The sequence below is a fragment of the Neptuniibacter sp. QD48_11 genome, from assembly GCF_047778095.1.
In the GTDB taxonomy this organism is placed as follows: domain Bacteria; phylum Pseudomonadota; class Gammaproteobacteria; order Pseudomonadales; family Balneatricaceae; genus Neptuniibacter.
In genome coordinates this window covers 1382074-1400780 of the sequence record NZ_CP180551.1, presented here as the reverse complement: position 1 = coordinate 1400780, position 18707 = coordinate 1382074, and the positions used below count along the sequence as shown (strand labels likewise).

Genomic DNA, 18707 nt, shown 5'->3' with positions numbered 1-18707 from the left:
TTATTTAGACATATTTAAGTGCAAAAATGCTGCACAAGCACAATGAATGTGCAATGGAGCTGATTATGGAAATTAATAAGTACTCTTCGGTCATTAGATCTCTTGTTATCGATGATAACTTCACTGCTTGGGCATCCGCCAAAGATAAGCCTTTATTCTGCGCTCAATTAGCAGGACTTGAGGGTGAACACCCTATTATCAAAGAGATCGTTTCTGGGGCTATCAATCAGATATTTTCAAGAAAGGCAGAAATTAGAGGGCATGATGTCATTTAATTAGCCTTTGTCCGCTCTAGTCTACTGACAAATGTACTTCGCTTGCTCAGATCTTGATTAAGAACCATATTTTTGTGGATTAGTTGGCCGCACATCCTAAATGCGGGTTTCCAGTTTGGCTCTGAAACGGTAGAATTTTCTTCTTTTTTATCAGTGTATGGAATATCGCAATGGGTCGAGCCTATCAAAACCGTAAAGAGTCGATGGCAAAAACATCCGATGCTAAGGCTAAGGTTTACAGTAAATTTAGCCGTGAAATCTATGTTTGTGCGAAAGCAGGCGGCATCGAAGTCGAAGGAAACCTTGCATTAGCAGGCTTAATCGAACGTGCTAAAAAGGCCCAAGTGCCTGCTCACGTAATCGACAAAGCACTAGATAAAGCTAAAGGTGGCGGCGGTGAAGATTTCTCTGAAGCTCGTTACGAAGGTTTTGGTCCTGGCGGCTGTATGGTTATCGTGGAATGTCTAACAGACAACCCTAACCGTACCTTCGGTGATGTACGTAACTGCTTTAACAAAACCAAATGTAAAATTGGTTCTCAGGGCAGCGTAAGCCACATGTTCGACCACAGTGCGATCTTCGTATTCAACGGTGATGACGAAGATGCTGTGCTAGAAGCACTAATGATGGAAGATGTAGACGTAACAGATATCGAAGCTGAAGACGGCAAGATTACTGTATTCGCGCCTCACACTGATTACTTTAAAGCGAAGAAAGCACTTCAAGAAAACATTGAAGGTCTTGACCTAGACGTTGATGAGATCCAATTTGTACCTCATAACGGCTCACCTGTCTCTGCTGACGACCTACCAATGTTCGAGAAGTTTATCGATATGCTAAATGATCTGGACGACGTTCAGAACATTTATCACAACGCTGAGATCTAATCTCTCGCTAATTCTAAAAAGCCTGCTTATTCAGCAGGCTTTTTTATTGCCTGAATTAGCTTAACCCGATAAAAAAAGCGCCGTTTACTCACGTAAACAGCGCCCAAAATAAGACCTTTCGTAAATAACAGAACCCAAACTTTCCTATGACATATCGAAAGGCCTTCCCATCTTGCAGGATGTATCTATTGACTGTGCTGCGTATAGAAAAGTTCCATTAGTTAAATAGATTTTTTCTACAGACTTCGGATACAAATGCAATATGGGAAAATAGTATCGCCAAACAAAGGACCCGTTTACCGACCAATAAATAAACAGGCCCTTAGAAGGGTTACTTCATATTGTTCATTTCTTTGAATTTAGCCATCAAAGCAACAGGCTGCTTTTTCTTGTTGTTTTTGTTTAGAACAAATACAACTGTCTGGCCTTGAGGACCCGCAGCGATCTGAGTGAAACGGTATGGTGCTTCACCTACAGTACGTACGTCTTCCATATCTTCAAGAGTACTGAAAACATATAGACGGCCATCTTCGCCACGCATTTCACCGTAGAAGCTTTCTGCACCAGCCATTTCGCCATTAAACATATCGATACTAGCGATACCAGACATTTTCTTTTTGTCTGCGCCAGTTAGACCGAATACCAATGTTTCGCCCTTAGGACCACCACCAATAAATACTTTACGGTAAGAAGTTTCGCCAACTGTGAGGAAAGACTGATAAGTTGCGAAATCGTCAAAAACGTAGTGACGACCTTCGTGAGAGACTTCGTATAGGTCATCATTGTTTAGTTGAGCAACTTCTTTAGTTTCTTCCTGTTTCGCCTGATTTGTGTGGCAACCAGTTAGAGCAATCATTGCGCTTGCAACAACAGCGCCTGCGATCAGTTTTTTCATGGGGTGAGCCTCAATAAGTTCTTATAAAAAATATCAGGCGAAACTTTACCGAGACTCTATTACAGGAAGATGTCAGTTTGATTCATCTAACCAACTGAATGATATAAAGGTCGTTAAGAGTACTAACGCAAAGATAATATGAGGGGATGGCAGAACTAGGCATAAGCTGAGGACGAGAATCCAAAGAAACTTAATTTTATTTTTCTTTGCTCGATGTTTAGCGGTAAACAAGCGCCGATAGAAATGGTCTTTATCCGGCGTCTTATCTCTCATCCATACCGGCGCCATAAGCATAAGAAAGAATTTTAACAAATGATGAAACAAAGCATTCACCCACCGAATACAAAAAAGGCCTGTAACACAGGCCTTTAAAGCATAGCTAAGCTACTAATAATCTGCCACACGATAGAGTACAGAATCATGGTAGCCAGTTGTTACTGGTATTACCCCTGAAAGCCTAGCGTTTAATTCAGGATCGCCACTGTCTACTATTAACGGGCGGCCTTCTAATTCGCGAAGTTTTGTTTTGGTCGCAATCACATTGATATTTTCTTTGCCGATTCGCTTAAGCAATGCAGGGCTCAGCTGTTGATTACCACGTCCGACAATGTGCCCTTGACCACCGATCAATGTAATAACAAGTTGGCAAGGTTCACCTTCTGTTAACTCCAGCAGTTGCTGTGCTGTACAGTCTGAAGCAACGATCTCATTATCCTTAATCAGATCAACCCCTAACAAGGTATTTGGTAACCCCAACTGTTCCATAACAGCCGCCACTGTGGAACCCGACCCCATGACATAGTATGAATCGGGATCCAGCTTTTCGATCACATCTGCGGCAATATCATCCAACACCAACTCTTCGGATTCTTTGCCGCCATTTTTTACGTGCTGCAGAAAACGATGCTCTTGAGGGACAACTAGTTCGCCATAATACTTCGCCCGCACACGCCCTTCCCGGAACGCCTCTTCATCAATATCACGGACTTCCTGATCACCTAAAGTAACTAACTCGCCTTTCACCAGCATGGCAACAATTTCACCCGCTGCTTTAGGCGTAACGGCATAAACACCCGAGTGTATTTTTACACCTGCAGGAACACCTAGAACCGGTACTTCACCGGCAATCGATTCGCAGATATTACGAGCGGTGCCATCACCACCGGCAAACAGGATGATATCAACCCCTGCAGCAACCAGATCCTTGGCAGCTCTTAAAGTGTCTTCTGCGTGAGTATTACCTGATTCGATCTCACCAACGACTAGCGGTTCAAACCCTGCTTTAACGGCAACCTCTTCGCCCATTTCAGCAGGGTAGGTAATAACTTGGATATCTAAACCTTGAAGCACTTCCAAAGCCTGAAGGGTACGTAAGCCTGCTTTAGGCTCAGCACCTAATTCCAGAGCTTTCTTCGCGGTCTCCTCACCGTCACTTCCCTTAAGCGCGACACTGCCGCCAACTCCTGCTAAAGGGTTAATAATAAGACCGAGTTTAAACACCTATGATCTCCAAATTACCGGTTTCAATTAAAAATTGCTGGTATACAAAAGCTGCCAGAATCAGATGGGTGTCATCATCCATCTCTTCAAATTCAACACCGTGGCTCACCACTTTGGTTAAACCATCTTCTGCCGCTTGCACACTTCTTATCACAACTGGGGTGAGTACTACCTGATCGGCACCTGCCACTTGAAAGCGCGTCGTGACAAATAACTTGTCACCTTGTTTACCTAGGGTAACAGGCGCATCTATACAGGCACCTTTGATACTAATATCAGTACAGTAAGCATTGATTGGCCAATCTAATCTTAGCCCTTTTCCCAACTCGAATTCATCAATCGACACCATCAAATTAACAGGCACGCGCGTATGACTTCGAATACGCCTAACCTCAGTATCGGTTGGATATTCAAGGTGCCAATAAGCAAACGGGCTGGTCTGTATTTTGAGTAACTTAGCACTGAAGGCACAGATAAAGTTACCACTCATCAAACGGACGGTCACTCGCGAACCCACGTTAATGGAATTCGAGGTACGTGGTGCTGAAACCATCATGCTGCCATTTTCACGATAGCCTAATAGCTGGACCGAATAACGCCCACGCGGAGTACGTGTTTCTATCTGAACCTTTTCCCCCACTTTGGGGTTCAGTTCAGCAAGAGTTTTAACGGATTTTAACTGTGCTAACGCTTCGGTCATTCAGGGTTCTTATAACTGCATTAATAAAGGTTATAGCTTAAGGGATTTAGGGTTAGTCTGCGAGCTGAAAACCCAATGCCGATAGCTCTTTCGGATTTGTTGAATTAGCCACCTTTAGAGAGGCAAACTCACGACGTACTCGATACTGCTTACGAAGTTGATCAAACGCTAATTTTTGTTCGGCTTCTGGCAATTCCAACGTAGCTCTCAAGAGCTGATCATCTACTTGTGGATCATAAATCAGCGCCATTAATTCTAATGCGGCTAAACTCCCCTGCTCCTTAAATGACAATTCAGCCTCTGGAAGAAAATCGGTTAGAGGCTCTTCACACTCCACCTGTAAATGCTTACATAGCGCTTGATATAGCATGTAAGTGCCTCGAATTTTTCCATCTAGGCTATAACCGGCAATATGGGGGGATACAAATTCACATAGTGCCGCTAACTCTGCATTGACTGCAGGTTCGTGCTCCCAAACATCTAAGGCAATAAGCAGATCAGAACGCTGCTGGCCAACTTTAAGCAAAGCAGTGTTATCAATCACAGGGCCACGTCCTGCATTAATGACAATCGCATTTTCACCTAGTTTCTGGAGTTGCTCAGTCGACAGCAGGTGCTTGGTCGGGTGATCACCATCTAAGGTAAGCGGAGTATGCAAACAAAGGACATCAGCTTGCTCAAGCAAAGTATCTAGATCAGAAAAACCAGATTCAGATTCAGCACGCGGAGGGTCATTTAGCAACACCTTGAAACCTAACTTTTCAAAACGCTTCTGCAAACGGCCGCCAACATTACCTACACCAATAATGCCATAGGTTCTTTCCTTAGGAGCAAACTGATATTTAGCCGCCAGTTGATATATAACACTTAATACATATTCCACAACAGCATCGGCATTACAGCCGGGCGCATTGGCAAACGCGATATCGTTGTCTTCCAGATAAGTCTTATCGATGTGGTCTGTACCTATAGTCGCTGTACCGACAAACTGAACCCGGCTACCCTGTAACAGCGCTTTATTCACTTGAGTGATAGAACGAACTAAAAGTACATCAGCATCTGAAAGTTGCTCTGCGGATAAGCCTCGACCAGCACAAAGTTTGACTTCACCAAAACGAGAAAAAATAGCCTCAGCCATAGGCATATTCTCATCCGCCAAGATTTTTAGTTTCCGGTTCAACAATTTATCTATCTCCAGTCTTTACAAACCGCGCGATATCAGGCTCAATGCGCGGTTTTCATTGGCTATCAGCGGGCAAAACCTGCTGTCATTCTACGGATTACATCAGTTTGATCATACGCTGGCAAAAACAACAGGAATACTACATCGTTCGGATGTACCAAGACCTGGTCGGTGATTGGATTGTAACCCAAAGCTGGGGCAATTCGACTGACGATAAAAACGAGTGTAATCAAACAGTTGCCAAATCATATCAAGATGCTCGTTTTATTGTGAGGGAAATTCGTAAGCAATTAAAATCTGAGGGTTTTAGGCTTATCGCTCGCAAGGAGACTCAACTGGGATTTGAGTTTGACCCTATTCATATAGATACACCCAAAAAACATGCGCTACTGTTTTCAGAAAAATTATTCTGAGCGCATTCCCTTCTATATTCCCCTACCACCGATAAAAATCTCTACTAAAGTACAGCATTTGCCTTATTTTTGTGATGATATATTCGTGTATATAAGCTTGTAATACAGGCAGTTAGGGTTGTATCAAGAGATGTCTATAAACTCTTGTAGCCATAACTATCTCCTCCCCTAAATAACAACAAAATAGGGACATTGCATGAATGGGTCCATTTCTAGCTTTTACTTTAAAAGTTTTTTTGCGGCAGTTTTTATTATTGTCATTGCTGGCGCAGCATCATTCTATTTAGGAGTCGACAGCACTGCTCTGATCATTCTGATCGTCACCGCTCTTTTAGCATCAAGCCTTTCAATCCTAGTGTTACACAACTCCGTTTTAGGCAAACTGAGCAAAGAAGCCTCTCTAGTTAATGCTAATAAAACTGACGAATTAGAATTACTCCCGACTTTATTTGGCGACCTCTTCAGTAATCGCCAAGGCAATGAAGATGTCAGCGCAAAACTGTCCTCCAGCGCCAACGCCAACGCTGTTGCAGCAGCAGAGGTTTCCTACTCCGCTGATACCCTAAAAACTAAACTCGACAATCAAGTTCAAGAAGTCTCTCAAATTGCACAGAACTCTGAAGAGATGACTGTGACTGTCCAACAGTCTGCACAACAAGCTGAAATTGCCGCAGATATGGCAATCCAAGCCAAAACCACGGGGGCCGAAGGCCAACAAGCACTTACAGAAGCGATGGGTAACATTCGCGAGCTTAACTCTCAAGCCGCTGAGACATTAACACTCATCGAGCAGCTGAATGAGAAATCTCTGAAAATCCAAGATGTGACCAAGGTTATTGAAGAGATTGCTGAGCAAACCAACTTACTTGCACTTAACGCAGCAATCGAAGCTGCTCGCGCTGGTGATCATGGACGCGGCTTTGCCGTAGTTGCCGACGAGGTAAGACAACTCGCATCTAGAACAGCCAGCGCTACTGGTGAAGTAGAAACTATTGTTGATGAGATCCGCGCTGAAACTCAGCAAGTTGTTGCTCGGATTAAAACGCTGTCAAGTGATGTTGAAAGTGGCACTGAAGCGATGGAACTTATCAGCAATCAACTAGGGGGGATTTCAGAGCAATCTTCCGCTGTAGAAGAACAGATCTCAGTTATCGCCGAAGGCGCTCGTGCCAATCGCCAGAACCTAGAAGTCATCTTTAACTCTCTGCAAACGGTTCGCCATGAACTGGAAGAAAGTGATGTAGAGGTTAGCCAACTTGCGACTCAAGCATCAGCGTTGATGGAGGCTGCTGAAAGATCCAATGCGATCTTAGCCGCATCCTCAGACCAAAACTTCCATCAACAGTTCTATCAGATTGCACGTGATACTGCTGATCAAGTAGCCGAATCATTCCAACAAGCACTATCTTCAGGGCAAATGCATGAAGGTAGTTTATTTGATCGTAACTACGTACCCGTAAATGGCACTAATCCGCAAAAATATACAACGCAGTTTGATAAATATTGCGATCAAATTTTACCAGGTATTCAAGAACCAGCGCTTTCTCGTCATAACAAAATGGTCTACGCCATTGTGACTGACCCGAACGGCTATGTCCCAACTCACAATAATCAGTTTGCTAACCCACCGACAGGTAACTTTGAAACCGATCTTGTGAAAAGCCGAAGTAAACGCCTGTTTAATGACCGTACGGGCGCACGTTGTGGTTGCCATACCGAAACTATGCTTCTACAAACTTATAAGCGCGATACCGGTGAAATAATGCACGACCTATCGGTACCTATCTTTATCAATGGTCGACACTGGGGTGGTTTACGCATAGGTTATTGGCCAGAAAATCACTAATTCAATTTTCTCAAAAAGCCGCTTTCATAGCGGCTTTTTTTACACCTGAAACAATTTATTACTTAAGATTAAGTGCATATAATCTAATCATATAACGCGCATGGCGTTTGTCCGTGCTGATATCCCTTTAAAACCAATAATATAAATTGCGGGAAGAAGATGAAGAAATTTGAATTTTCCGAGATGCCAAATAAAGAGGGTTTCTTCGGTCAATTTGGTGGGCAAGAGATCCCACCGGAACTAAAAGAGATCATGGATGAGATTAACGACGCCTATGAAGAGATCCGTCAACAACCGGAATTCCAACAAGAACTAGACACGCTATTTGCTGACTATGTTGGCCGTCCAAGTCCGATCTATCATGCAAAACGTCTGAGTGACAAATTAGGTGGCGCACAGATCTACCTGAAACGTGAAGACCTGAACCACACAGGTGCTCATAAGATCAACCACTGCCTAGGCGAAGCCCTTCTTGCAAAATATATGGGCAAAACTAAAGTGATTGCCGAAACAGGTGCAGGTCAACACGGTGTCGCTTTAGCAACAGCCTGCGCTCTCGTAGGCATTCCTTGTGAAATTCACATGGGCCAAGTAGATATTGAGAAAGAACACCCTAACGTTACCAAAATGAAAATTCTTGGTTGCAAGCTAGTGCCCGTCACTCAAGGTACCGCGACTTTGAAGGATGCGGTGGATAGCGCCTTTGAAGAGTACCTAAAAGATCCTGTTAACTATATCTATGCAATCGGCTCAGTGGTCGGTCCTCACCCTTTCCCTAAAATGGTACGCGATTTCCAGAGTATTATTGGTAACGAAGCACGCGAACAGTTCCAAGCGAAAAAGGGGCAGCTACCCAATTACATCACCGCTTGTGTTGGTGGTGGTTCAAACGCAATGGGTTTATTTACCGCATTTTTGAATGATGAAGCGGTCAATATTGTCGGGGTTGAACCAGCAGGCAAAGGCCTAGATACCACAGAGCATTCGGCAACGTTGACCCTAGGTAAACCTGGTTCCCTTCACGGTATGAAATGTTATGTTCTAGAAGATGACAATGGTGAGCCCCTACCTGTTCACTCAATTGCTTCAGGTCTTGATTACCCTGGTGTGGGCCCTCAGCACAGCTACCTAAAAGAGCTCGGCCGAGTTGAATATGAAACCGCTTCTGATCAAGAGTGCCTAGATGCATTTATGACGTTGTCACAAGTAGAAGGCATCATACCCGCATTGGAAAGCTCTCATGCAGTTGCATGGGCAATGCGTAAAGCACCTGAACTATCCAAAGACCAAACTATCCTTGTGAACCTATCAGGCCGTGGCGACAAAGACGCCGACTACGTCGCTGACAAGCTAGGGCTTTAACAGTATGTTCGATGGTGCAACAGGTTTCTGTTGCACCTGCTCCACTTACAAGCACTCATGCAACTTGCAGTTGTTCTTCCCTTACTGAGCTTCTCCACTCTAAACGATCACTAAAATGCAGCAGTTTTAACTCGCCCGAAAAATCTTCAATCAGCGCAGAACAGTTCTCAATCCAATCACCAGTATTTGCGTAAACCACATCGGTTGCATCGTCATATTCTGGATAATGAATATGCCCACAAATCACACCATCAAAACCTCTTCGTTTAGCTTCAGCTTTACACTCGGTTTTATAACGGTAGATAGCATGTTTAGCGCCACGAATATTATCTTTTACCTGTCCTGCGAGTGAGTAAAACGGGCGGCCACTCACTTTACGTAACCGATTGGACCAGCGATTTAGGAAAAGTAGGAAGTCATACGCTAAATCACCTGCCCACTTAGTCAACCAAGAGTGCTTCATATACGCATCCATCGCATCGCCGTGCATAATTAAAAAGCGCTGATCCTTCGCAGTCCTAAATTCATGTTCATGAATAATCTCAATAGACCCGAAACGCTGGCCATCAAAGCGACGCAAAGGGTCATCATGATTACCAGGCACATAGATAACACGCGTACCTTGGTCAGCGAGCTCATACAATTTTAAAAGAATTCGATAATGTTCTTCGGGCCAAAACAGTCTGCGCTTCAATGACCATAGATCGACAATATCCCCAACCAAATACAAAGTTTCACATTTGATTGAAGAGAGGAATTGATACAGATAATCAGCCTTGCAGTCTTTGAAACCGAGATGAACATCTGAGATAAAAATAGTACGAGCATTGATAAGTGAAGACACGGTCATAAATTCTCTCTTTATGAGTTATGACCAGTCTGAAAAACTATCGTGACAACTTTCTAACGAAAAAATGAAAAATTGGTGACGCTGAACCGAAAAGAATCGCCAAAGTTTTCTTAATTTTATTACTAAGAACTGGGGTAACAAAGAAAGGAAGCTTAATCTGCTGAGAAGCTATATTCTCGCTCGATCTTCACCACTTGCACTGTATAAGCTCTATACCAATCTTTCTGCCCCTGTTGCTGCGCTAAATGATGTTCAGGGTCTTTTTTCCAAGCCAATATATCGGCTTCACTTTCCCAGTAGGAGATAGCAATTTCTTGTTCCCCTTCTGTTACTGCGACAAAGTCCAGACAGCCATACTTTTCAAAAGCCAACTGACGCATTCGCGCGACAGTTTCTAAATATTGTTCGTCCTGTTTTCCTGTATTTGCTCGAAAGATAACTGCGTACACAACTGAACCTCTATGCTTTATGGCCTATCAATAAAGAGCTGAAGTAGATCATCACTGACCCTGATATCCGCTGAACCCACCGACCTGCGGAAGAGTGCTTACTGCGAGCTTTTAGTTTCTCAATCATCAACGTCATACCGATAAACCAAAAAGCAATAATGACTGCATGGATAGCCACTAGAACAAACGCTGCAAGATAACTGGACGAGCCAAATTGAACAAATTGCGGGAATGCCGCTAGATAAAACATCGAAACTTTCGGGTTTAGTAACTGAGTCAAGAAGCCTTCGATAAAGCTTCCAAGTAAAGATTTAGCCCTTTTGTTATTCGCTGTATGTTGAGCATCAGCTTGATCAATGACCGGAGTCAAAAAAGACTGGTAGATCGCTTTAGCACCTATATAGAACAGATAGAGTGCACCGAGTAATTTGATTACAAAGAATAATTCAGCAGATTGGAGCAGGATTGCGGACAATCCCAAAATTGAAAAAGCACCATGAAAAAATGTAGCAGTAAACAAACCTAGGACATTAGCAAAAGAAGCTGTACGACCCTGAACAGAGGCTGTTTTTACAATTAATACACCATTAGGACCTGGTGAAATCACTAACAGTAGAGCAACGATTGAAAAGGTTATTATCTCTTGCATACCCGCCCCCTCTTTTTTGAAGTAGACAATTATAACACAGAGAATTTAAGCAAAAAAAAACCGGATCCCCTTTGGGGTCCGGTTAAGCAATTTGCTTCAATGACAAGAGCCATGTGCTTGTAGCTTCTGCGGAGGCAGATGTGCTAACACATACACGAACATGCAATATCGCTAGTGCATGGCGGCCTAGCTAGTGAGGGGAGCCTGCCGCCTGCCGTGTTGATATTCATAATATATTAATGAGAATGATTTGCAACTATATTAACAATAAAAATTTAAAATATTTTCACTGCGTATGTTTTACTCCTACTAAGAGTACAACTGGACTTTGTCCGCGACTAAATCAATATCTACTGTAAGGGACTTATCTGTCGACCGCCTACCCTCTGGACGTTGCCTATAATAAAATAAAGCTTTATCTACTTGCTTGCGTTTAGTTTTATCGAGTCTTCTGTCAATATGCGAGCGGCGTCTCTCATCACCTTTATATAACGAGAAAAGATGTTTATCTCGCCACTCTTTTGCAAGTTCAATGCAGGGTAATCGGGGGCTTATTCGAACATCAGAAGAATAAGGGTTAGACCAATAGAAAAAGATGCCCTTTTTATCAATATCTTTAACTAACCTCACCTATAGCTCCTCGTAGCTTATTGCCACGCATTAAGGTGAGCTTCCATGCCCTATAGTAAATTATAAATTACTGCACCTTTGAGTGTAGCATATTGATCAGGTTTCGCTCATATAGACAATTACCTAATATAAGAGCTCACAGCTCTGTGATCAGAAAAGAAAGATGAATAAGTAGGAAGAAAAAGCCGGATCAAATGATCCGGCTTTTTGAAATAAACTAAACCGGTGAGAGTTCAGCTTGCGACACTGATAATCGAGGGGAGTATCAATGTCAGCGTCAACTTTCAGTGAGCAGTGAAAGTTGACGCTAGGGTCGGCAATGTCAGTGAGGTGAGGTCGTTCATTGCCTATCACTTATGAGCGACTACGATATTAATGCTATTGAGAATGATTAGCAACACCATTTTTTCAAAAATATGATTTATCTTTCTCTCTCTTATAGAGTACCTTTAGCGCCTCATCTATAACGCTCAAATTTAGCCTATGAATTCGCAAAAAATACAAGCAGATCTCATGTTGCTCTTAGTTGCATGCATCTGGGGATTTGCATTTGTAGCACAACGACTTGGAATGGAATCTTTAGGGCCATTCGGCTTTAACGCATTAAGATTTCTGCTTGGTGCCTGCTCCCTACTCCCTCTTTTGTTTTTGTTTAAAAGGTCAGATCACTGCACTAATAATAGAACTCTAGTAATAAGCGGCACTTTAGCTGGACTAGTCCTTTTTGCCGGTGCCTCATTTCAGCAAGCAGGCTTAGTCTATACAACTGCTGGTAATGCAGGCTTTATCACAGGACTATATATCATCCTCGTACCCATCATTGGTTTAGCACTAGGGCAAACAACTAATATCAACACTTGGCTAGGTGGGCTATTTGCTGTTCTCGGTTTGTATGTTCTTAGCTTCCGGGACCTCAGCGCCATAAACTTTGGAGATATATTAGAGTTACTGGGAGCCGCTTGCTGGGCTATACACGTGCTGCTTATTGCAAAACTAGCTCCAAAACTTGATAACCTTCGATTAGCCATCATTCAGTTTTTAGTTTGTGCAAGTTTTAGTGGACTCGTAGCGATGACTATCGAATCTGATAGTTTTACGCTGAATAACGCATTCAACTCTTGGGGGCCTATTGCTTATGCAGGCTTTATTTCTGTAGGCATTGCTTACACATTACAAATTTTTGCCCAAAGACATGCCCCTCCAGCTCATGCAGCGATCATTATGAGCCTTGAAGCTGTAGCCGCTGCATTTGGTGGATGGTTGATTCTTGAAGAGCAGTTCAGCGCGCTGGGCATACTAGGCTGCGGCTTAATGTTATTTGGTATGCTGCTATCACAGCTGCCTTCAATCTATAAGAAGAGAACCTGAGATGTCCCAATTAAAAAATATTCCAACCAACATCATCACAGGTTTTTTAGGGACAGGTAAAACAACAGCTCTAAATCATCTGCTAGCTCAAAAGCCCGAAGACGAAAATTGGGCCATTTTAGTGAATGAATTTGGTCAAATAGGCATAGACCAAGCAGTCCTAACGCAAAGTAACGAAGGGGTGAAAGTAAAAGAGCTCGTTGGTGGTTGTATTTGTTGTACGTTAGGCCCCAGCCTAACCTCAACGCTGGCGACACTGCTAAGGCAAACAAAACCTGACCGACTCATCATTGAACCAACTGGTATAGGCCACCCTGCTGGCATCGTAGATACTCTGAAAAATGAACATTTCCAAGATGTTTTAGAACTACGCGCAATTATCTGCCTCGTTGACCCTCGCTCGATCGAAAACAACGAGATAACTGAGCACCCTACGTATCAGGACCAAATTAATTTAGCCGACGTAATTGTATTAAACAAAACAGATCTTGCTTCTTCAGAACAAGTTTCTGCTACAGAACAAAAAATGGCAGGGCTTTATCCTCCAAAACAAAAGCAAATAGTAACTACCCAAGGGCAAATTGAGCTTTCACTTCTAGATTTCACTCACACAGCCAAAGAAACTGAATCACAACAGCAGCAACACCGACACTTATCTAAGGAGGATAATAGTGCAACTCCAATGATCGGTATGCTATTTCAGCCTCGGCCTAAAATTCCGTTTCATAAAGGTAATGTGAATGACGGTTTACATACAATGGGGTGGATATTTAATCCTGATGATAAATTCTCGACTGCCAAGCTCAAAACGATTCTAAAAGATATTGAAAATGTAGACCGAGTCAAAGGTGTATTTCATACCGATCAAGGCTGGAAATTCTTTAATCAAGTAGGCAATGAACTTAGTATAGAAACCATCGCTTATCGAAGGGATAACCGGATCGAAGTTATTTCCCACCAAGCACATGATTGGAAAAGCTTTGAACAACAATTAGTAAGTTGCATCACTAACTAATAAAAAGATGTATTCTTGGTGCGACAATTTGTCACTTTTGTTGTCACACTAGAAGAACGTAGACTATAGCAGTACTCAGGAACAAATATATGAACGAACCAACTCAGGGTCGTAATACCCTCCCCCTACAGATTTTGATTATCTTTGTCATAATCATCGGGTTGGGCTCCATAATCTATCTGCCGCAGCTGTTACAAGAAACGCCCCCTCACACTCGTCAATTGCTAACAGCTCCTGAGTGCAATCTGCATCAAGGAAAATGCCTTGCGGCTGATAATAATCAGCAAGTGGGGCTATCGATCGTTGCAGAAGAGATCAGTTCAAGTAAACCATTATTGTTTGATGTAACTATCGAAAATATTGCTGCCGAACAGGTCCTGGTCGACCTTCAAGGTAAATCGATGTACATGGGAGTCAACCAAACTTTACTAACAAAGATCCCAGGTACGGACAACAGATGGCAAGGGAGTATCACCCTCCCAATTTGTACAACCGGAAAGATGACTTGGGTATCTTCCATTAAGATTGAAGAACAGGGACAAATTACACAAGCCAATTTCGAGTTTGATGCCCGATAACCCTTAACCTATAGGACAGATGATTAAATGACCACTTTAAGAAATCTTCTTCTACTAACACTCGTTATGCTGGCAGGTGTGGCTTTAGCTTTTTATCTACGTCCACAACCTGTAGAACAACGCATCGCATTGGGTGAAAAATTGGGCGGGGACTTTACCCTTCAGGCTGAACAAGGCGAACTAAAGCTAGAAGATTACCGCGGCAAAGTTGTACTGTTTTTTATTGGCTATGCTTCTTGTCCAGATGTTTGCCCTACAGCCCTAGCTGTAGCGGCCCAAGGACTTAAGGACCTAACACCTGCTCAGCAAGAAAACGTAGCGGGAATTTTTATGAGTGTAGATCCGGATAGAGATTCTCCGGAGAAGCTATCTAAATACGCAAGCTACTTCCACCCTAATTTTCATGGCGCCACAGCAGATCGAGCAACAATTGATAGCGTTGTAAAACAGTACGGTGCTTTTTATCGTATGGTCGAATTAAAAGATTCGGCGCTAGGCTATGCTGTAGACCATTCTTCTCGCCTTTATCTAATTGATCAGAATGGCAAATTATCCAAAGCCTTAAGTCATGCATTAACCCCTATTGAACTGACTAAAGAAATTCAAGCGCTACTAAGCGAGGAAACATAATGAGCAAAAAGACTCTGCTAACTACTTTTATGGCAGCGATTCTCAGCCTAACCTCTTTTACTACAATGGCCGAGATCACCACAAACGACGCTTATGTAAGAGCTATTCCCCCGGGAACTAAAACGACTGCTGCCTTTGTTACTATTACCAATAATAATTCTGAAGATGTAGATCTTAAAAGTGCGTCTAGTAACGTAGCAGATGCAGTAGAGTTGCATAATCATGTGATGAAAGACGGTACGATGATGATGCGTCAGGTAGACAGCATCAAAGTTGCTGCTCAGCAGTCAGTGAGCTTAAAGCCAGGTAGTTATCACATTATGCTTATCAATCTAAGACAAGACCTCACGGTTGGTGAAAATGTAGAATTTGAACTGAGCTTTTCTGATGGAACTCAATTAAAAATTGAAGCTCCCGTTAAAAAGATAATGGACGGTATGCACTCCCACCATCACCACTAAGAGCGCAATAATTTAAAAAGCCCTGTTTTTACAGGGCCTTTTTATAGAAGTGTTCAAAAGCTAATCTTCAAACTGCAACCTCTCCCCAAATCCCCTCCTTACTAGCCATACAAAATTAATTTCTCGTTCTCTCGCAACTGCGTTATATCTGTACTACTTTGTAATCAGACTGTATGTCCACAAGGCAACTTGGAACGGCCTAATATTTGAGATCACCGCCATTCTAAGGATAAGAGTTAGATCAGCAGGAGGCTGAGCTATGCGTAGTACACCTGATTTCAATATCCATTGGTACCACAGCCTGCAATTTCGCGTTTCTGCAATTTTCCTGACCATCTTTTTTCTAATTATGGTGACCATCATCGCTGTAGTAAGCGCTATTGGTGACCACCTAATTGAAAACCAAGCCTACTTAAAACTGAGTAAGGCGGGAGATAAAGTGGTCTCTGAACTCAACCAGAGAACCACGATTGCAGAATCAATCGTGATATCCATGGCTGATATCGCCAAAGTGATCCCTGCCGAAGATGAACGTTTTGCCTCTTTAATGCTTTCCCTTCTCGATAGGGCAGGCTCCAAACATCTAATCGCGGGCGGAGGAACATGGCCAGAGCCTTACACTTTTAATAAAAACCTTGAACGAAATAGCCACTTTTGGGGGCGAGATCAAAACGGCAAATTGAGCTTTTATAACGATTACAATCAGCCTCAAGGTAACGGCTATCACCATGAAGAATGGTACGTACCAGCTCAGCATTTAGGTCAAAATCAACGTTACTGGTCAAAATCTTATACAGACCCCTATTCACTACAACCTATGGTTACTGTCACAGCGCCTCTCTATAACAATAACAAGTTCTTAGGCGCTACTACCGTTGATCTCAAGCTAGAAGGGCTCCAACGTTTGCTGCATGACGCCACTCAGGAGTTTGGCGGTTATGCATTCGCACTTGACCACAACGGCAGATTTCTAGCGTTCCCTGATGACAAGCTCGCACGTTTATCCAAAACGCCTTCGGAAAATGGAAGCCTTTTACCGTACATCACGATGGAAGAGCTCGCTGAAAAATTTATTACCTTCGAGCCTTTTGCAAGATTAATTCGCTTGCAGAACAGATCCTTAATTCCACCAAATAGCTTTGAAATCAATACCCTTGCCACAGAGCTAGCAAACGACAGCTACCAAATAGACCTACCCGAAGCTACGATCATTGCCTCTTTACTAAACAGACCAGAAACTCTAACAGCACAACGGAGTCATGAGCTCATAGAGCAAGATTATTTTTTAAACGAAGCTGTATTTGTCACGGTAACCACTATGCCTAAAACCGCTTGGCAAATTGTTACAGTGATGCCTAATAGTTCAGCCCGGAAAGATGCCAAAACACTGTTTAATCAACTTCTTATGGCAACAATTTTTATTGTGCTAATAGCCATGGGATTGGTGTGGGCCCTACTTCGTTACCATCTTACATGGCCTCTATTTAAACTTACCCAACAGCTACAAGCAGGCTTATCAGACAATCATCGTTCGCAACAATTAATAAAAACTACGGATAAAGGGGAGCTAGGTGCTTTAACCCATTGGTTCAACCGCAAAACAGAACAGCTTTTAGAAAGCCAATTTCAAATTAAAAAATTGGCCTTCTTTGATCCTTTGACGGGCCTTCCCAATAGACGGTTACTTTATGATCGCCTAAACCAGCGCCTTGCTAGTGCCGAAAGGCAGCGTTGCAGTGGCGCTGTAATGTTCTTGGATTTGGATCATTTCAAACATCTGAATGACTCATTAGGTCACAGTATCGGAGATGAACTTCTCATTCAGGTTGGGAACAGACTCATTGAATGCTTACGAAAAGAGGACACTATTGCCCGCTTGGGTGGTGATGAATTTGTAGTCATTGTCACTCTGCCCCGTCTAAATCAAGAACAGATTTATGAACGCGCACGAATTGTTGCTAACAAAATTATTGAGGCATTAGATGTACCGTTCAAGCTGAATTCAAACCACTTCCACATCACCACCAGCATAGGCATTACCTTCTTCAATCAAGCTCAATTTGGTGCTGAAGAACTACTGAAGCAAGCAGATACAGCGATGTATCAAGCTAAATCAAACGGTAGACACCATTACTGCTTCTTCGAAAAAGACATGCAAACCAAAGCAGATGAGCGTCTGCGAATAGAAGCAGAGTTACGCTACGCAATTACCCATAACGAATTGAATTTGGTATATCAGCCTCAGGTAAATTCTGAGGGGGAATGCGAAAGTGTTGAAACACTGCTCCGCTGGAACCACCCTAAACGAGGCTTTATCTCTCCTGACGAATTTATACCTATTGCAGAAGAAAGCGGTTTAATCATCCCACTAGGTCATTGGGTAATTGAACAAGCTTGTAGCCAAATGAAAAAGTGGTATACCCAAGGTAAGCCTCTTCGCTATATCGCTGTTAACGTCAGCCCGCTACAGTTTAATCAAGCTAACTTCGTTAACGATGTGAAAGCCAGTATTCATCGTTTCCAGATAAAACCCGAGGAACTGATGCTAGAAATAACAGAGGGTGTAATCATTGATGATACTGAATCAGCCATTACTAAAATGCACTCGTTAAAAGAGCTAGGTGTCAAAATATCTATGGATGATTTTGGGACAGGCTATTCCTCCCTTACCTACTTGAGATTACTGCCTCTAGACGAATTAAAGATTGATAAAAGCTTTATCAACGATATCACTACAGATCCTAACGATGCGGTTATTGTCGGTAATATAATCTCTATGACCCACGAGCTAGGCTATTCCGTAATAGCTGAAGGCGTAGAGACATTAGAACAACAACAATTATTGTTGAAACAGGGCTGTAAACATTACCAAGGGTACTATTTCAGCAAACCTCTAAATGAAGAAGATTTAGAAAAATACTTAACCTGCGAAACGTTAACCGCTTAACACTTTGCTAAATCACTTAGGAATACTGACAACGTCAGTATTCCTTCATTCAGATAGTGATACCAAAAT

General features: G+C 42.7%; 18 protein-coding genes. 11 read left to right on the top strand and 7 right to left on the bottom strand.

The window, feature by feature from the left end; translation table 11 throughout:
• Positions 1–65: 65 nt before the first annotated feature.
• Both ACMXYU_RS06345 and ACMXYU_RS06340 read left to right on the top strand, forming a co-directional pair.
• Positions 66–275, top strand: coding sequence for a hypothetical protein (locus ACMXYU_RS06345; RefSeq protein WP_415900756.1), 210 nt, complete (start codon positions 66–68; stop codon positions 273–275).
• A gap of 170 nt (positions 276–445) precedes the next feature.
• A complete protein-coding gene (locus ACMXYU_RS06340; protein ID WP_415885083.1) occupies positions 446–1162 on the top strand; it encodes a YebC/PmpR family DNA-binding transcriptional regulator in 717 nt (238 codons plus the stop codon).
• Between the two features lie 331 nt (positions 1163–1493).
• Here the strand turns inward: ACMXYU_RS06340 and ACMXYU_RS06335 are convergent, their stop codons facing one another.
• From ACMXYU_RS06335 to pdxB, 4 genes are all read right to left on the bottom strand, one after another.
• On the bottom strand, positions 1494–2057 hold the full coding sequence (locus tag ACMXYU_RS06335; protein ID WP_415900755.1) for a hypothetical protein: 564 nt from the start codon (positions 2055–2057) through the stop codon (positions 1494–1496).
• A gap of 387 nt (positions 2058–2444) precedes the next feature.
• Complete coding sequence (locus tag ACMXYU_RS06330) at positions 2445–3557, bottom strand: ATP-NAD kinase family protein (protein ID WP_415900754.1); 1113 nt, start codon at positions 3555–3557, stop codon at positions 2445–2447.
• Entirely contained in the window at positions 3550–4257 is a 708-nt protein-coding gene (locus ACMXYU_RS06325) for a flagellar brake protein (protein ID WP_415900753.1), read from the bottom strand. Before ACMXYU_RS06325 ends, ACMXYU_RS06330 begins: the two co-directional genes overlap by 8 nt.
• Positions 4258–4309: 52 nt before the next feature.
• Positions 4310–5440 carry a 4-phosphoerythronate dehydrogenase PdxB gene (pdxB, locus tag ACMXYU_RS06320; RefSeq protein WP_415900752.1) on the bottom strand — a complete coding sequence of 377 codons (1131 nt, stop codon included), beginning with the start codon at positions 5438–5440 and terminating at the stop codon, positions 4310–4312.
• A gap of 107 nt (positions 5441–5547) precedes the next feature.
• Between pdxB and ACMXYU_RS06315 the strand changes: the two genes are divergently transcribed.
• From ACMXYU_RS06315 to trpB, 3 genes are all read left to right on the top strand, one after another.
• A complete protein-coding gene (locus ACMXYU_RS06315) occupies positions 5548–5853 on the top strand; it encodes a hypothetical protein (protein ID WP_415900751.1) in 306 nt (101 codons plus the stop codon).
• A gap of 196 nt (positions 5854–6049) precedes the next feature.
• Positions 6050–7699: a methyl-accepting chemotaxis protein gene (locus ACMXYU_RS06310; protein ID WP_415900750.1), complete on the top strand. Its 1650-nt coding sequence runs from the start codon at positions 6050–6052 to the stop codon at positions 7697–7699.
• A 159-nt stretch (positions 7700–7858) separates the two neighbouring features.
• A complete protein-coding gene (trpB, locus tag ACMXYU_RS06305) occupies positions 7859–9061 on the top strand; it encodes a tryptophan synthase subunit beta (protein ID WP_415900749.1) in 1203 nt (400 codons plus the stop codon).
• Between the two features lie 55 nt (positions 9062–9116).
• On the opposite strand, the gene ACMXYU_RS06300 is transcribed toward trpB, so the two are convergent.
• The 3 genes from ACMXYU_RS06300 to ACMXYU_RS06290 form a co-directional block, all read right to left on the bottom strand.
• Positions 9117–9911, bottom strand: a complete 795-nt coding sequence (locus ACMXYU_RS06300) for a UDP-2,3-diacylglucosamine diphosphatase (RefSeq protein WP_415900748.1) — start codon at positions 9909–9911, stop codon at positions 9117–9119.
• A gap of 152 nt (positions 9912–10063) precedes the next feature.
• Positions 10064–10360, bottom strand: a complete 297-nt coding sequence (locus tag ACMXYU_RS06295) for an antibiotic biosynthesis monooxygenase family protein (RefSeq protein ID WP_415900747.1) — start codon at positions 10358–10360, stop codon at positions 10064–10066.
• Positions 10361–10370: 10 nt separating this feature from the next.
• Positions 10371–11009: a LysE family translocator gene (locus tag ACMXYU_RS06290; RefSeq protein ID WP_415900746.1), complete on the bottom strand. Its 639-nt coding sequence runs from the start codon at positions 11007–11009 to the stop codon at positions 10371–10373.
• A gap of 1143 nt (positions 11010–12152) precedes the next feature.
• Here ACMXYU_RS06290 and ACMXYU_RS06285 point away from each other — a divergent pair.
• The 6 genes from ACMXYU_RS06285 to ACMXYU_RS06260 all read left to right on the top strand — a co-directional run bounded on the left by ACMXYU_RS06285 (position 12153) and on the right by ACMXYU_RS06260 (position 18638).
• Positions 12153–13007: a DMT family transporter gene (locus ACMXYU_RS06285; RefSeq protein WP_415900745.1), complete on the top strand. Its 855-nt coding sequence runs from the start codon at positions 12153–12155 to the stop codon at positions 13005–13007.
• Between the two features lies 1 nt (position 13008).
• On the top strand, positions 13009–14022 hold the full coding sequence (locus ACMXYU_RS06280; RefSeq protein WP_415900744.1) for a CobW family GTP-binding protein: 1014 nt from the start codon (positions 13009–13011) through the stop codon (positions 14020–14022).
• A gap of 89 nt (positions 14023–14111) precedes the next feature.
• On the top strand, positions 14112–14600 hold the full coding sequence (locus tag ACMXYU_RS06275; protein ID WP_415900743.1) for a hypothetical protein: 489 nt from the start codon (positions 14112–14114) through the stop codon (positions 14598–14600).
• Positions 14601–14627: 27 nt separating this feature from the next.
• A complete protein-coding gene (locus ACMXYU_RS06270) occupies positions 14628–15230 on the top strand; it encodes an SCO family protein (RefSeq protein WP_415900742.1) in 603 nt (200 codons plus the stop codon).
• Positions 15230–15691, top strand: a complete 462-nt coding sequence (locus tag ACMXYU_RS06265; protein WP_415900741.1) for a copper chaperone PCu(A)C — start codon at positions 15230–15232, stop codon at positions 15689–15691. Before ACMXYU_RS06270 ends, ACMXYU_RS06265 begins: the two co-directional genes overlap by 1 nt.
• Positions 15692–15950: 259 nt before the next feature.
• Positions 15951–18638 (top strand): EAL domain-containing protein, encoded by a 2688-nt coding sequence (locus ACMXYU_RS06260; RefSeq protein WP_415900740.1) that lies wholly within the window; start codon positions 15951–15953, stop codon positions 18636–18638.
• Positions 18639–18707: the final 69 nt, after the last annotated feature.

Excerpts from the sequence above, each read along its gene's own strand:
- ACMXYU_RS06340 (WP_415885083.1), top strand. The coding sequence starts at position 446 with ATGGGTCGAGCCTATCAAAACCGTAAAGAGTCGATGGCAAAAACATCC.
- ACMXYU_RS06270 (WP_415900742.1), top strand. The coding sequence starts at position 14,628 with ATGACCACTTTAAGAAATCTTCTTCTACTAACACTCGTTATGCTGGCA.
- ACMXYU_RS06300 (WP_415900748.1), bottom strand. The coding sequence starts at position 9,911 with ATGACCGTGTCTTCACTTATCAATGCTCGTACTATTTTTATCTCAGAT.
- ACMXYU_RS06345 (WP_415900756.1), top strand. The coding sequence starts at position 66 with ATGGAAATTAATAAGTACTCTTCGGTCATTAGATCTCTTGTTATCGAT.
- ACMXYU_RS06325 (WP_415900753.1), bottom strand. The coding sequence starts at position 4,257 with ATGACCGAAGCGTTAGCACAGTTAAAATCCGTTAAAACTCTTGCTGAA.
- ACMXYU_RS06275 (WP_415900743.1), top strand. The coding sequence starts at position 14,112 with ATGAACGAACCAACTCAGGGTCGTAATACCCTCCCCCTACAGATTTTG.
- ACMXYU_RS06260 (WP_415900740.1), top strand. The coding sequence starts at position 15,951 with ATGCGTAGTACACCTGATTTCAATATCCATTGGTACCACAGCCTGCAA.
- ACMXYU_RS06285 (WP_415900745.1), top strand. The coding sequence starts at position 12,153 with ATGTTGCTCTTAGTTGCATGCATCTGGGGATTTGCATTTGTAGCACAA.
- ACMXYU_RS06280 (WP_415900744.1), top strand. The coding sequence starts at position 13,009 with ATGTCCCAATTAAAAAATATTCCAACCAACATCATCACAGGTTTTTTA.
- ACMXYU_RS06265 (WP_415900741.1), top strand. The coding sequence starts at position 15,230 with ATGAGCAAAAAGACTCTGCTAACTACTTTTATGGCAGCGATTCTCAGC.
- trpB (WP_415900749.1), top strand. The coding sequence starts at position 7,859 with ATGAAGAAATTTGAATTTTCCGAGATGCCAAATAAAGAGGGTTTCTTC.
- ACMXYU_RS06310 (WP_415900750.1), top strand. The coding sequence starts at position 6,050 with ATGAATGGGTCCATTTCTAGCTTTTACTTTAAAAGTTTTTTTGCGGCA.
- ACMXYU_RS06290 (WP_415900746.1), bottom strand. The coding sequence starts at position 11,009 with ATGCAAGAGATAATAACCTTTTCAATCGTTGCTCTACTGTTAGTGATT.
- ACMXYU_RS06335 (WP_415900755.1), bottom strand. The coding sequence starts at position 2,057 with ATGAAAAAACTGATCGCAGGCGCTGTTGTTGCAAGCGCAATGATTGCT.